General features: G+C 38.2%; 11 protein-coding genes. 6 read left to right on the top strand and 5 right to left on the bottom strand.

Annotated elements, in window-relative coordinates; translation table 11 throughout:
- The first annotated feature begins 78 nt into the window (after positions 1 to 78).
- The 3 genes from M3O96_RS01900 to M3O96_RS01890 all read left to right on the top strand — a co-directional run bounded on the left by M3O96_RS01900 (position 79) and on the right by M3O96_RS01890 (position 2631).
- On the top strand, positions 79 to 807 hold the full coding sequence (locus tag M3O96_RS01900) for a DUF481 domain-containing protein (RefSeq protein WP_249718244.1): 729 nt from the start codon (positions 79 to 81) through the stop codon (positions 805 to 807).
- 91 nt (positions 808 to 898) lie between these two features.
- A complete protein-coding gene (locus tag M3O96_RS01895; RefSeq protein ID WP_249718243.1) occupies positions 899 to 2044 on the top strand; it encodes a DNA polymerase III subunit gamma/tau in 1146 nt (381 codons plus the stop codon).
- Positions 2041 to 2631, top strand: a complete 591-nt coding sequence (locus tag M3O96_RS01890; protein WP_249718240.1) for a DUF8439 domain-containing protein — start codon at positions 2041 to 2043, stop codon at positions 2629 to 2631. Before M3O96_RS01895 ends, M3O96_RS01890 begins: the two co-directional genes overlap by 4 nt.
- On the opposite strand, the gene M3O96_RS01885 is transcribed toward M3O96_RS01890, so the two are convergent.
- The 4 genes from M3O96_RS01885 to M3O96_RS01870 are packed head-to-tail and all read right to left on the bottom strand — an operon-like array spanning position 2628 to position 7113.
- Positions 2628 to 3617 (bottom strand): DUF3078 domain-containing protein, encoded by a 990-nt coding sequence (locus tag M3O96_RS01885; protein ID WP_249718238.1) that lies wholly within the window; start codon positions 3615 to 3617, stop codon positions 2628 to 2630. The two genes, M3O96_RS01890 and M3O96_RS01885, sit on opposite strands and share 4 nt — an antisense overlap.
- 25 nt (positions 3618 to 3642) lie before the next feature.
- Positions 3643 to 5241 (bottom strand): LysM peptidoglycan-binding domain-containing protein, encoded by a 1599-nt coding sequence (locus M3O96_RS01880; RefSeq protein ID WP_249718236.1) that lies wholly within the window; start codon positions 5239 to 5241, stop codon positions 3643 to 3645.
- The gene (locus M3O96_RS01875) at positions 5238 to 5882 is read right to left on the bottom strand and encodes an O-methyltransferase (RefSeq protein WP_249718234.1); all 645 of its coding nucleotides are present in this window, start codon (positions 5880 to 5882) and stop codon (positions 5238 to 5240) included. The genes M3O96_RS01880 and M3O96_RS01875 overlap by 4 nt, the downstream gene beginning before the upstream one ends.
- 1 nt (position 5883) lies before the next feature.
- Positions 5884 to 7113, bottom strand: coding sequence for a M16 family metallopeptidase (locus M3O96_RS01870; RefSeq protein WP_249718232.1), 1230 nt, complete (start codon positions 7111 to 7113; stop codon positions 5884 to 5886).
- Between the two features lie 126 nt (positions 7114 to 7239).
- Here M3O96_RS01870 and M3O96_RS01865 point away from each other — a divergent pair, with 126 nt between their 5' ends.
- The 3 genes from M3O96_RS01865 (at position 7240) to M3O96_RS01855 (ending at position 13818) form a co-directional block, all read left to right on the top strand.
- The gene (locus tag M3O96_RS01865; RefSeq protein WP_249718230.1) at positions 7240 to 8526 is read left to right on the top strand and encodes an aminopeptidase P family protein; all 1287 of its coding nucleotides are present in this window, start codon (positions 7240 to 7242) and stop codon (positions 8524 to 8526) included.
- 475 nt (positions 8527 to 9001) lie between these two features.
- On the top strand, positions 9002 to 10369 hold the full coding sequence (locus M3O96_RS01860) for an SdrD B-like domain-containing protein (RefSeq protein ID WP_249718227.1): 1368 nt from the start codon (positions 9002 to 9004) through the stop codon (positions 10367 to 10369).
- A 26-nt stretch (positions 10370 to 10395) separates the two neighbouring features.
- The gene (locus M3O96_RS01855) at positions 10396 to 13818 is read left to right on the top strand and encodes a sensor histidine kinase (RefSeq protein WP_249718223.1); all 3423 of its coding nucleotides are present in this window, start codon (positions 10396 to 10398) and stop codon (positions 13816 to 13818) included.
- Positions 13819 to 13968: 150 nt separating this feature from the next.
- Here the strand turns inward: M3O96_RS01855 and M3O96_RS01850 are convergent, their stop codons facing one another.
- A complete protein-coding gene (locus M3O96_RS01850) occupies positions 13969 to 14346 on the bottom strand; it encodes a VOC family protein (protein WP_249718220.1) in 378 nt (125 codons plus the stop codon).
- Positions 14347 to 14383 lie beyond the last annotated feature (37 nt).

Here is a 14383-nt window from a genome sequence, read left to right as displayed (position 1 = left end):
GAATCAAAAAATTATGTTTTGAAACAAACCATTTTTATTTTTCTTTTTTTAATCTCATTTTCCTCCCAATCTCAAATTTTGAATATTGAAAGGTACAGGCTAAAGGGTGACAGCTCCAAGGTATTTGTAGCCAAAGCAACTGCAGGTCTTGATGTATATAACCGAAGTGCAGCCGCGGATGCTCCTGTCAATCTATTTGGGTATAAATGGGACCTGAATACTATGTACCATCCGGGCAAACATGCTTATATATTTGTTTCAAATTTTGACTACCTCAGGATCAATGATGCAGATTTTCTAAATTTTGGTCTGATTCATGGACGGACGGTATTTAATTTTGAAGAAAAAAACAACATAGAAACTTATGTCCAATACTCATTTGATAATTTCCGGGGATTGGCACCACGATGGATCGCAGGGGGTTCTTTTAGGACGAGAGTAGTTGAAAGCGATCGTCTGACTTTGATTTTGGGACTTGGAGGCCTTTATGAAAACGAAACTTGGGAGCATCCTTACACTGAGGAATTCCTTAATGTGGAGTTTCTTAAAAGTTCAAATTATGTCTCACTTAGGCTTTCAATAAATGATTATGTGGATTTCAATATGGTCAATTACTACCAAGTAGGGTATGACAAGTCCATTCAGGTTTTTAGAAACCGTGTCAATGGGAATTTAAATCTCAATACCAAGATCACTGACAGATTTTCATTTACCAACAGTTTCAACTTTTCTTACGAGGACAAACCTATAATTCCCATTACACGCTTCATCTTTGCTTTCAATACAGGAATATCATTTGATTTTTAATTTTTCTCAGAATGAGATTGTTAGAAAAAAATTAGTAGCCTTTGCTCCATATTGAAAGGTCGGAATTCCAATTATTTTATATCTTGTGCCGATGGAAAATTTTGTCGTATCTGCCCGAAAATACAGGCCTTCTGATTTTAAGAGTGTCGTAGGGCAGCAGCATATTACGACTACACTTAAAAATGCGATCAAAAACAACCACCTAGCTCAGGCTTTTCTTTTTTGTGGTCCTAGGGGAGTTGGCAAAACTACCTGTGCCAGAATATTGGCCAAAACCATCAATTGCCAACACCGCACCGCTGATTTTGAAGCATGCAATACATGTGATTCCTGTTTGGCTTTCAATAACAATGCGTCTTTCAATGTCCATGAATTGGATGCTGCCTCCAATAACTCTGTAGAAGATATCAGAAATCTTGTGGAACAGGTTCGGTATGCACCTCAGCAGGGACTTTATAAAGTCTATATCATAGATGAAGTGCACATGCTCTCCAATTCAGCGTTCAATGCTTTTTTGAAGACATTGGAAGAGCCACCGAAGTACGCCATATTCATTTTAGCGACTACTGAAAAACACAAAGTCATCCCTACAATTTTGTCTCGTTGTCAGATTTTTGATTTCAATAGAATTCTGATCAATGATATTACAGAACATCTTAAGCATATAGCAGAGCAGGAAAAAATCGAAGCAGAGGATGAAGCACTGAGGCTTATCGCTACCAAGGCGGATGGGGCACTGAGAGACGCACTCTCTATGTTTGACCTGATTGTGACCTATTCTTCCGGCAATAGATTGACTTATCTAGAGACCATCAGTAATCTCCATATCCTAGATTATGATTATTATTTCAAGGTTGTCGATTCATTGATGGGAGGAAGTATCTCAAATGTGCTTTTGATTTTTGATGAAATTTTGAAAAAAGGTTTTGATGGACATAATTTCATTGTAGGACTTTCTGAGCATTTGAGGGATCTGATGGTCTGTAAAGACCCCGCAACAGTGGATTTAATTCAAGTATCGGAATCTGCAAGGGAAAAGTATATTTCCCAGTCACAACAATTAAGTATTTCTTTTATATTGTCAGCATTGAACATCTGCAATCAATGTGATATCCAATACAAAACAAGCAAAAATCAAAGGCTTCATGTAGAGTTGGCTTTGATGAAAATGGCAAAATTACCTCAGGCTCTTTCTTTGGCTGTTTTGGCTCAAGAAGAGTCAAAAAAAAAAGCTTGATTGAGGTAACTGAGGAAACTAAATCCAGTTCTTCCACGCCACTTTTTAAAGATTCGAATTCTTTTGCAGCAAAAAAAACACTTGTTCAAAAGACACTTTCTATACCAACAAGTATCTCTTCTGCAAAAATAGCCGTTGATCAAAACTCAGCTGCAGCAATAGTGGAGGTAGAAAGGAAAACGGGTAAGTTGACCAAACCTTCAGAGCAGCTTGCAGAAATTTTTGACCTTGCAAAGCTGAAGGCTGAAATCAACGAAATCATCGATGAATACAAAGAACATCATCGCAGCTTGGAAGTAACGGTTTTGAAGCAACCTGTCGTCTTGTTGGGTGAAACTATTACCTTCCAACTTAATGGTGAAATCCAGGAAGGAATTTTTAACAAGATCAAACCGGAAATTCTCCAAGTCCTTAGGCGAAAGCTGAATAATTATAGCATTCATCTTGATGCCGTGATCAAGGAAGAAGATGAAAATAATGGTAAAAGAAAATTATACACAAGTACTGACAAGCTCAATTACCTTCTAGATAAATCTCCTGCTTTAGGAGATTTGAAGAGAAGGTTTGGACTTGAAACAGATTTTTAAAAGTCTAGCCCAATTCCAAAATTGAACATATTTTGGAGCTGAACAGCTTGTTTTGGAGGCCCTGAATCCTGTTGAATCAATACTTTTTCGTCATAAATCAGGATTGTTTCTATCCTAGTGGTAATGAACTTATTGACACGCATTGAAATCACAGAATTGAGATTGACCACAAAATTTCCCAAACTTTCAAAATTGGTAAAGAGATTCAGATCCGCACGCCATCGGATATTTTCATATAGTTGGATATCGGTCGTTGACCCAAAAGAAAGCCCAGCCTCAGCCCGGACTTTTTCTCCCGGGATCACGCCAAAGGCTCCGGCATTGCTGAGCGAATCTTCCATGACTATCGTAAACCTGCCCGTAAATGGCGAAGCAATCAGGGAAATCCTGTCTTTGTTTTTAAAATCCCTCCTGTAATTTAAACCCGTGGAGGACTGTATATATGCCGGAGCTAAAAGGTCCGAAAGCTTTGACCTCGAATCCACTTCTGCACCAGAGGGCCTGAAATATCGGTAGCCTGCCAATAATTGGGTCCGGGCATCTAACTGCGTAGACAAAAACCAAAAGTTGGTCAGTTCTCTGCCATATTTGCTTATGAAGATAAAGTTGTCATTGGTTTTTCTGGTGGCATAGCTTCGTCCACCTTGCCTGTTAAAACCTGCATTTACATTCAGTTTGGTGTCCCAGATGATTACTTCTTTTCTATAATTGGCAAACAATGTCAAAGCAGTGTTCCAAGCTAAATTGCTGGATCCGCCAGCATTCCAATTAGAAAGGCTGACTTGCTGGATACTTAGGTTGAAGTTTCCTCCTTTTTCCCAATAGATTGGTTTGGCTTGTTGTTTGAAAATAATGGAGTCACCCAACATGATAATCGTATCCCCATCAATCAATAAGGTATCCGCTAGCTGAAGTCTGTCTTGTGCATTCAGAATGCAAAGGAAGCCGAAAAAAAACAAAAAGAATATTGATAGTCTTCTTTGCATGGTTCAATATACCCTAATAGGATCTTTAAGGTTTGTTGATGATGAGCTTTTGACCGACTTTGATATTGTTATCCAAAAGGTTATTCCATTTTTTTATTTCTTCGACAGTTACCCCATACTTTTGGCTGATTCTGAATAGGTTTTCCTCGGCACCTACAGTATGCGATATTCGATTGCTTGGTTCTATACTTTGGGAATTGACAGGTAGATTAATTTCAGGTCTGCTTGGCGGGGCTGTTTCGGAATTTGAAGGAACAGGATTATTTGTCCCTGTTGCAATGATTTTCTTGTATTCGGTAGAATTGATTACAGGAATGGCTTCGCCTCTTGGCCTTATATCCCTCAGGTTAAGAATCATCCCTGCCTTTAAATCCCGATCGTTATTGATTCTATTTTTGGATTTAAGCGACGAAAGTTTGATGCCATACATCTGGGAAATGGACCATAGAGTCTCCCCCGGTAGTACTGTATGTGTATCTAAATCTGCCTTTGTTTTCTTTGGTTGGGTATAGTAATATTGGCCTTCCTCGATTTTATCGGTTTTATCCAGGTCATTGATTCTCCGGAGTTTACCCTCTTTTACCCCTACTTTTTCACTGAAGTTGTCCAATGAAGTTGTTGTGGATGCTTTTACCCCATCGATATTGTTGACTTTGATCTGATTTGGCTGGGTGGCTAGCTGTGGGTTTCCGGTGATTTTTGGATAGTCCGTTTTTGTAACTTGGGTGATTGATACAGGCGGAGGGGTATAAGTATTTTCGGTCTGGGCGATCGCTTGTCTTGGCCTTACTGTCGCTTCTCTCAAATACAGAACCGAATATGGACGGTCATCAGGGATATTTCCTTTTGTTGTCCATTTGTTATATTCCTTCAGGTGCGCTTCTGTTACTCCTAGTCTTGGTGCCAATGCTTTGAGGGAAGTTGGGCCTTGTACTTGTACCTCTTCCAAAATGCCTTTATTACTTGCCAACATGACTGTTGGCGCTTCAAAGGCTATCTTATGGGCAAGAAATTTTTTAAAATACCAGTGAAAATTTCTATCCACTTCTACTGTTTTTTTTCCATTGTAAGTAGTTCCAAAATAAGACCTAGCTCCGCCAAGTCCCATCTGATAAGCTACCAATGCGCACATCCAATTGTCAAATGGTCCATTATTTTTCTTCAAATACCGCGCTGCACCTTGGCTAGATGCCACAATGTTTTTCCTTTCATCAATCTGTCCATCTACCCTCAAAGAAACCTCTTCAGCAGTTCCTTGCTTAAACTGCCAAAACCCAACTGCATTGGAGGTCGAAACAGCATCTGCGATCAGACTGCTTTCCTGAATCACAAGATATTTAAAATCTGTAGGTACACCGGCATTTCTCAGTTCCCGCTCAACTATTGGAAGATAAAGATTTACCCTTTCTGCTTTTACTTTGAAATAGGTAGGGTTGCGGTATAGTGCATCCACATCACTCTGGATTTCACGTCTTGCCTGTTCATCGATTTTAATTGTAAGGTCAGCAAATCTTAGTTCTCTAGGAACCTGAGGGACTTGGGCCATGGCCAAGAAAGCTGAAAAAAAATAGGCTAAAACAAATGAAAAAACAGATTTTAGTAAGTTAATGTATTTATGTTTCATAATTTTCTTGCCAGCATCAATCCATCCCTGATGGGAAGTAGTACATTTTCAACACGGGGATCATTTTGTACCATACGGTTGTAATCCAATATCACTTGAGTGTCTTTGTCAATTTTCTTGCCTTCTTCCACCAATATTTTTCCTGACCAAAGGACATTGTCGGCGATGATAATGCCACCCGAATTAACCCTTTCAACGACAAGATTATAGTATTGGATATAATTAGATTTATCGGCGTCGATAAAGACCATATCAAAATTACTTTCCAAAGTTGGTATGATTTCTAAGGCATTCCCCAGTCTGTAGTCGATCTGGGAGGAAAGTCCGGATTTTTCGAAAAAACCCCTAACCATAGTTTCCAGCTCATCATTGATGTCCAAAGTAATGAGTTTTCCATTTTTCCCTAGACCTCTTGCCAAACAAATACCTGAATATCCGGTGTACGTTCCGATCTCGAGGATGGTTTTAGGGTTTAACATCTTTACCAAAAGCTCTAATGTTTTGCCTTGTAAATGCCCCGAAAGCATCCTTGGCATCAGCACCTTGGCATAGGTTTCCCGCTTGATATATTGCAGCAGGTCATCTTCACAACTACTGTGCTCTTCACAATATGCCAATAATTCCGGTGCAATAAATTCCATATCAGGCTGGAATATAATTTAAGAAACTAAGCTGCTTAGGATCAAAGACTTCATTGGCAATGTCGATCAATTCCTCTGCGGTCGTTTCTCTCATGATGCCAAAGATAGTGTCTAAGGAATCTATTTTCCCTTTGTCCAATAAGTTTTTGCCAAAAACGAGCATCAATGCAGCGTAATTCTCCTCTGACATGGCCATTTGACCGATAGCTTGTTCCTTAGCCATATGAAGCTGCATAGTACCAAGTTTTTTGGTTCGGAGCTTTTCCATTTCGTTCAGTACAGACTTTCTTGCACGGTTGGCTTTGTTTTGTTCTGTAGCAAAATAAACCCCTATAAAACCCGTATCGGAATAAGTCTGGTAATGAGATTCCACACTGTAGACGTAGCCATATTTCTCCCGCAGGGCAAGGTTCAACCTGGAGTTCATACTCGGTCCACCGAGGATATTATTCAATAAATAGAGTTTGAACCGTCGCGGGTCATACATAGAATATGCCGGTTGGCCGATAGCGCAATGCGACTGAGTAATTTCTTTTTCTAAGGTTTTGGTCTTTGGTCCATAATTGGAAAAGCTGCTTCTCACATATAACCTTCTTTTGATCGGGATTTCTGTAAGAAACCCCTCCACTTCCTGAAGTACTTTTTTGAAAGAGACATTTCCGACAACCGAAAAGACCATTTGGGTGGTGTCAAATTTGGAGGACAAAAACTCAAAAAAGTCATCTTGACTGAAGTTTTTGACGGTACTTTCAGTGCCTAGAATATTTCTCCCCAAAGCATGTCCTTCAAAAATAATTTCATCAAAATCATCTTGGATCGAATCATCCGGCGAGTCGCGATACATGGCCATTTCCTCCAATATTACTTGACGTTCTTTGTCAATTTGTTTTTTTGGAAAGGTACTGTTGAAAGTGATGTCACAGAGCAATTCCGCAGCCTTGTCAAAATGCTCTTTTAAAGTACTCGCATAAAAGCAGATTTTTTCTTTGGTAGTGTAGGCATTGAGTTCTCCTCCCAACGTCTCAAGTCTGTTGATGATGTGGTAGGCTTTTCTTTTTTTAGTGCCTTTGAAAGCCATATGTTCCCAAAAGTGGGCAAGTCCTTCCTGTTCCTTGGACTCATCGCGGCTACCGATATTGAGGATAAATCCACAATGGACGAGCCTGGTATGGTTGACTTCTTGATGAACGATTCTGATGCCGTTTGGCAACTCTTTCAGATTGTATTGCATTATTTTATTTTCCCATGCTCAAAGTACAAAAATAAAAGACTTTTTGAAGTCTTTTTTTAGCCAATGGATAAATGGTATTTTTGGTTCAATTTAAAATCCATATCATCTGATAAGAAAGAACAGAATATGAAATATATCCCACTTCCTAAGTCATTATATATCCGTAATAGAGAAAAACTGAAAGAAAAATTTCCTCCAAAATCTATTGCAGTTTTCAATTCCAACGACATCATGCCGACCAATGCAGACGGGACAATGAGGTTCAGACAAAACAATGATCTTTTTTATCTTTCAGGAATCGATCAGGAAGAATCTATTTTGGTGATTTGTCCGGATTTTCCTGATCCCAATCTGAGAGAGGTGCTTTTTCTCAGGGAAACAAACGAACATATTGCCATCTGGGAAGGTCATAAATACACGAAAGAAGAAGCTTTTGCTGTTTCAGGAATCGAAAATATACAATGGGTAGCCAATTTTGACAATGTGTTAAATTCTTTGATGGCATTGAGCGAGCATGTATTTTTAAATGCCAATGAACATCTACGTGCTGCTGTGGTCGTTGAGACACGCGATGCCCGATTTATCAAATCCTGCAAAGAAAGGTATCCCCTTCATCAATTCAACCGTATAGCTCCATTGATGCATCAGCTTAGGGCGGTAAAGGAAAAGGAAGAAATAGATCAAATGCAGATTGCCTGTGACATTACAGAAAAGGGATTCCGTCGGATTCTTTCCTTTGTTAAACCTGGCGTGACTGAGTATGAAATTGAGGCGGAGTTTATCCATGAATTTATCCGAAACAGGAGCAAAGGATTTGCCTATGAGCCAATTATCGCTGCAGGAGGAAATGCCTGTGTACTTCATTACATAGAGAATAAAGAAGTCTGCAAAGATGGAGATTTGATCCTCTTGGATGTAGGTGCAGAATATGGCAATTACAATGCGGACATGACACGTACGATACCTGTAAGTGGCAGATTTACCAAAAGACAAAGAGAAGTGTATGATGCTGTCATAAGGGTTAAGAAGGGCGCTTCCGATATTTTGCGGCCAGGAATCAGCATCCAGGAGTATCACAAGGAGGTCGGGCTGATGATGCAATCCGAACTTTTGGGATTGGGGCTAATAGATCAGACAGATATCAAAAACCAAGATCCAAAATGGCCGGCATTCAAAAAATATTTTATGCATGGGACTTCTCATCATCTAGGAATGGATGTGCATGATGTAGGTACGATGCATGAACCGATCAGCGCGGGAATGGTATTTACTGTAGAGCCGGGAATTTATATTCCTGAGGAAGGATTGGGTATTAGACTGGAAAATAACATTGTTATTTTGGAAGAAGGATATTTTGATTTGATGAGAAATATTCCAATTGATCCTGAGGAGATTGAAGGGCTGATGAATTAGTCGGCCCTTATCCATTTTGAAAATAAATTGAGTTAATAATCAAATTCTAAATCTCAAAATCCTAGACTTTTTTCAAAAAGTTAAATAATTTTTTTTACGATAATATTCTTTAAAACACAATCAAATAATTTATTTAATTCTATGAATATTATTAAAAAATGATATTTTGAATGAAATAAATCAATGATAAAATATTTATTACTATATATTTTCCTACTTTATGGGTTTAATATGATTTTATGGATTGGGAAGTTACTTTTTTATCAAAAAAATATCTGTAATTTCAAGCAGTTGAGGCATTACGTCCCAATGAAAGTGTCCTTTATAATTGCAAAATTGTTTTATAGGATCGGGACAGAGAGTTAGTTATCGGACATAAATCGCAGAATTTAAAGAATTTCCAAAGTTGTTTTAACCTTATAAAAATCACAAATAGCAGAAATAATTTTTGACTGCTCTTAAATTTGAAAATGATATGAAAAAGAACATCAATCTAGTTTCCCTGTGTTTTCTATCGATCTTGATAATGGCAGGATGTGAGTTTGCCTCCCAAGAAGTTGTTATTGAAAAGATCGATGCAAATTTAAGAAAGGCAGATGTTGAGGATTTTAGAGTAGAATTGCCAGGATATTTTGCAGACCAGTTGGTGGAATTCGAAAATGTCAGAATCAACAACTATGATGTAGAATTCATTGGAAGAAATGTTGAAAAAACAAACGGTATTGCAACTAGTACCACATTCCACTATAAAGTAAGCGGTACCGGAAAATCCTCAGATTTAGAGAAATTCTTCCTTCAGGTGCCGTCATGTGCCGGTGCTCCAACTGATTGGGAGCCAAAGCAAAATTCAAAATTAGATTCCAAAGGGATCACCTGGAGTATATCAATTGGAAAAGATGAAAGTAAAAGCTTTTCAATGACCTTTCTCGGCGATGTGCCATTGGGTGTAATTGAAGGCAGTATTACAAGGAATGGCAAAAGAGAAAAGTGTGATATTTTGGGTCCCTGTGAAGGAGTGTCTGAAATCTGTGGCAGCATTTTCATAGATGCAAATGCTGATGGTGTCAAGCAAAACTCTGAATCAGGAATCCCTGAAATTGAAATCTTATTAAGAGATAAAAAGACGGGTAAAATAGTAGGTTCCGTAATGACGATAGACGATGGGACTTTTACATTTAAGGTTTTAGAAGGCGAATACTATGTCGAAACAACCGACCAATTGTTCAATCTGAGTTATAATGCTACTACCCCATCCAGCTTCCATTATTGCACTGAGGAATCTGACGGATCTTGCATCAATTTTGGATTCGAAATAGATTCAGAAAAAACGACTCGTGAATTGAAAGAAGGAATTATTAAAGGAACCGCCGAATGCACTGATTACTGGGTAGATCAATTGAAATACTGTGGGTCAAGTAAAGGTGATTATTCAGAAAAAGAAATACTTGAATTCCTTAGCCAGATCGAGAAACTATTGCTGAAAGAGCCATTTCAATTTGGAAATAAAAAAATCAAAACAGCATTAGAAATTCTTAATCCGGTGGGCAAATCGGATATTGAAAAGTTCCTGAAAGAATTGCTTACTGCTGAATTGAACGTAGTCAGCCAAAGAGGTGCACTTAAAGAGGTTGATGGAGAGCTAGTGATATGGGATAATTATAACCGAGCATTACTGATTCATTGCGAAGCTGTAGGTTGTGAAGAGTTAGGAACCTGTTCAGATGGTTATAATGATAGAAAATCCTATCCACAGCAAACTAATTCAAGAACTTTGTCGACTAGACTTGTTGATGCTACCAATACACTTGAGGCATTTAATGGTACAGGAGGTATCAGGAATTAATTAATGAAATTGATTATATTCAATCGATGAATCTCCGTTTTCTTATAACCATTTCTTTCATATTTTATACTTTCAAAGTGGCAGCCCAAGAGCTGCCCTTTGTTCATTATACCCCTGACAATGAGGTAAACCAATTGCCAACCGATCTTGCTACATATGTATTTCAGGACAGTGAAAGGTATATTTGGATGTCTGTTCATACCTCAGGATTAGTCCGATTTGATGGAGATGTGATGGAAGTTTACACTGATAAAAAAGATGGTTTAATTGATCATATGTATATGCGAGTTGTGGAGGACGAACTTGGCTATCTTTGGGTTTCTTCTAATGGAGGTCTGGTAGTTTCAAAAGAACCAGTTTCAAATTATAAAAATGGGCGACGCATTTCATTTACAGCCGAATTCGATGGGAAGTCACTTTACAAAGATCGTGTTTGGAATTTGATAGTGGATAAAGATGGGATGGTGTGGATTTATACTGAATTGGGTTTTTTGAGGTACAAAATCGATGAAACCCAAAATCTAAAATTGGACACTATATCCACGTATTTAGGTAGTGGGAATGAGGGAGTCACTTCAGTTTATTCGGGGAACAGTGGTGTTATATTAGGGCTTAGTGGGGGTAAATTGGCACGATTTACCGGGAATGCGATTAATGTAATTTATTCATCTCCTATAAATTTAAATGATCAAGATTTTGTATCAATCTTGGAGGAGAAGGACGGAAAAATATGGGCAATTAAACAAAATGGTGAATTAATTTGGTTTGAAAAAAATTCATTTACTCCTAAAATAATTTCAAAATCTGAAGATTTATATTATGCAAAATTAATTTCCATAGCTGGGGAGGAAGTTTGGGCTGTCAAGACTAATGGAATTTTGAGATTTGATATAGGGACAGGTGAGAAAATTGGTTCCATTTCAATGGCAAATGGATTATTGGGTTATATTGAACATGTAATTAATGATGTGGAAGGTAACGTTTGGATAGCTCAATCAGGGGGAGTTTCCAAATTGAGATATAACTTCAATGCATTTAAAAATTTTGGAGGAAGATTTATTCAAGGACAAAGACCGATTTTACCTTCTCCAAGAGTTAATACTATTTTAAAAGTTCCTGAAAAATCTTTCCCATTTAGTGTTTTGGCAGGTACCGAAGGGGGTGTCTCATGTATCTCCGAAGATGGGACTTCCACTTATATTACCCAAGCAGACGGTCTCATAGGCGATTGGGTAAATGGTCTGGAAATGGATATCGAAGGAAGGATTTGGATAGCCACCACACAAGGTTTAAATGGTTTGGTATTTGATAAGAAATTGGTTTTAAATGAGGCAGTTGAACTCAAAAACATCACTATAAATGGGGAAACAGGATTCCTGTTTACTATACCCAACAGTCCACCCATTATTGCTTCCGAAAAATTGATCATTAAAGGTCCCTCTGAGACAGAAGATATAAGCTCAATTTGGTTTGCCGGATTAAGAAGTATTTTTGGAGTCGTTGAAGGAAGAGTATTTGAATTTGGAGTGGATTCGGGATTACCATCTGTATTGTTCAAGTCAATTGCGATGGATGCAGAGGGTTATCTATGGGTAGGAACTCTTGACAAGGGTATTTACCGAAGTACCAAAAAGATTACAAAAGAATTCTTATACCAAACCAATTCTAATAAGAGAAATACTAATCTTTTTGAACAGTATTGGTCAATCTCCAATGGTGCACCTACCAATCACATTGAAAAGTTATTATGGTACAAAGATCAAATGTGGATTGGAACACAAAAAGGATTGTTTCTTGTGAATTTGGAAGCAGATAAAATAAATACCCAATTTACAATGGAAAATGGCTTGCCTGCGGATAATGCCATCAGTTTCGCAGTAAATCCAATAAACGGAAATATCTGGGCTGGCACCAATAAGGGCCTTGCCGAAATTAATGGGGAGTCAAATCAAGTTGTCAGGACTATTTCACGGCAAGAAGGATTGATTGACAACGAGGTATGGCTATATGGTTCGGTAAGGGTAGATGAAGATGGTTTGATATATTATGGAACCGCCAAAGGGCTTTCTATTTATAATCCACTATTAGACCGAAAGAATAATATTTCTCCCATTGTAGAACTTGATTCAGTACTTGTATCATATCAAACTGCAGGACGCAATGAAGCAGTCTTTAAATACCACTCAATTAGTTTTGCTAATAAATTAGGTGTCAAATACAAAACCAGACTGTTAGGGTATGAAGAAGAATGGTCTCCTGAGACCAATCAAAGACAGTTGAGATATACTAACTTGCCGGCTTATTTTTGGCCTAGATCATATACTCTTGAAGTGATAGCAATTAATGACAGTGGACTGGAATCCCTTGACCCACTGAGATACACTTTTATGGTAAAACCTGTTTGGTGGCTTAGATGGTGGGTAATTTTAATAACTGTAGGACTATCTGGATTAGGTCTTTTTGTTTTCGACAAAGAAAAGAAAACCAGGTTATTAAGAAAAGAACGGGAAATTGCCAAATTACGGGAAGCCGAACTTCATGCAGAAACTGCGATAGCCAAGTCATTGGCCTCGGAAGCCCAAGCCCAGGCACTTAAGGCAGACAATGAAAAGAAAGCAGTAGAACTGGAAAAAATACAGGAATTAGAGAAAGCCTATCAGGAACTCAAGTCCGCCCAAAACCAGCTCATCCAGGCAGAGAAAATGGCCTCGTTGGGAAGACTTGCCACAGGTATCGCACATGAAATAAAGAACCCGCTCAATTTTGTCAATAATTTTGCCGCACTTTCCAGTGAATTGGTCGATGAATTGACCCAAGCAATAAGGGATAATAATCAGGTTGAAATCGACTATTTGATGGAAAACCTAAAAATCAATGCAGGTTTGATCGAGGACCACGGAAAAAGAGCTGATGCAATTGTAAGGTCAATGATGCAACATACGCGACAGGGGAAATCAACTTTTGAAATAGTTGAAATCAATAATCTTGTCGAAAAGTACATCGATCTAACCTACAACAGTAAAGGCGTCCATAATCCGGGTTTTTTTACGGCAATTAAAAAAGATTTCCAGTCAAACTTGAAGAAAGTCAAAATATCGGGCCAAGAGATTGGTCAGGTTCTTATCAATATTATTGGAAATGCATTTGATGCGGTTTGGGAAAAAAACAAAAACAACCCAGAAGGATTTGAACCTGAGGTTTCTATTTCCACATTTATGGCCGGGGATAAGGTAGGAATCAGGATTTCTGACAATGGAATTGGAATTCCGACCGAAATCCAAGAAAAAATCTTTGAACCATTCTTTACGACCAAACCTACAGGAGAAGGTACCGGACTTGGCCTAAGTTTAAGTTATGAGATCGTCACTCATGGGCATAACGGTTCTTTGAAGCTGGAGAAGAAAAATGGGGAAGGCGCTTCATTTGTCATTTTGTTGCCTGTTTACTAACCGTTTCTTCAAAAGGAATTTTCATTTTTTATGAGAATTAATGGTAATAATCACTCTAGATCTTTGATCTAAAATCCCTCTGATCTTTAATTCCTTTAAAAGGATGGTAAAAATATGCCCTAAACAATATTCACCTAAAGCTAATTTGTCTTATTTATTTGAATGGAGGGCGATTTCATTTCCTTCACAATCATGAAATAAAGCCATGAAGCCGATGTTTGGTGCAATTTCTGTTTTGGGTTGAATGATCTTTCCTCCGGCTTTCTCAATTTTGCTGAGCTCTACACTAACGTCTTCAGAGGAGAAATAGATTTTGGTACCTTCTGTGCTTGGTTTGTAAAACCCTTCAGCTTTGACCAGACTTCCTCCCGCACCGAGTCTGCTTTCGTCCCAGGGAAACCATGCCATATCGATGGGGCCCATATGATGACGATCAAGTTTACAATCAAAAACGGCTTCGTAAAAAGCCATGGCTCTTTCCATTTTTTCGACTGGTATTTCAAACCAGCCAATGCTTACATGTTTCATAGTGGTAATGGTTTTAAAGAATAAATTTAAATAAATT

Origin of the sequence: Aquiflexum sp. TKW24L, assembly GCF_023502205.1 — a bacterium.
Lineage (GTDB): Bacteria > Bacteroidota > Bacteroidia > Cytophagales > Cyclobacteriaceae > Cognataquiflexum.
The sequence above is the reverse complement of the archived record's forward strand: the minus strand, read 5'-3'. Positions and strand labels throughout refer to the sequence as shown.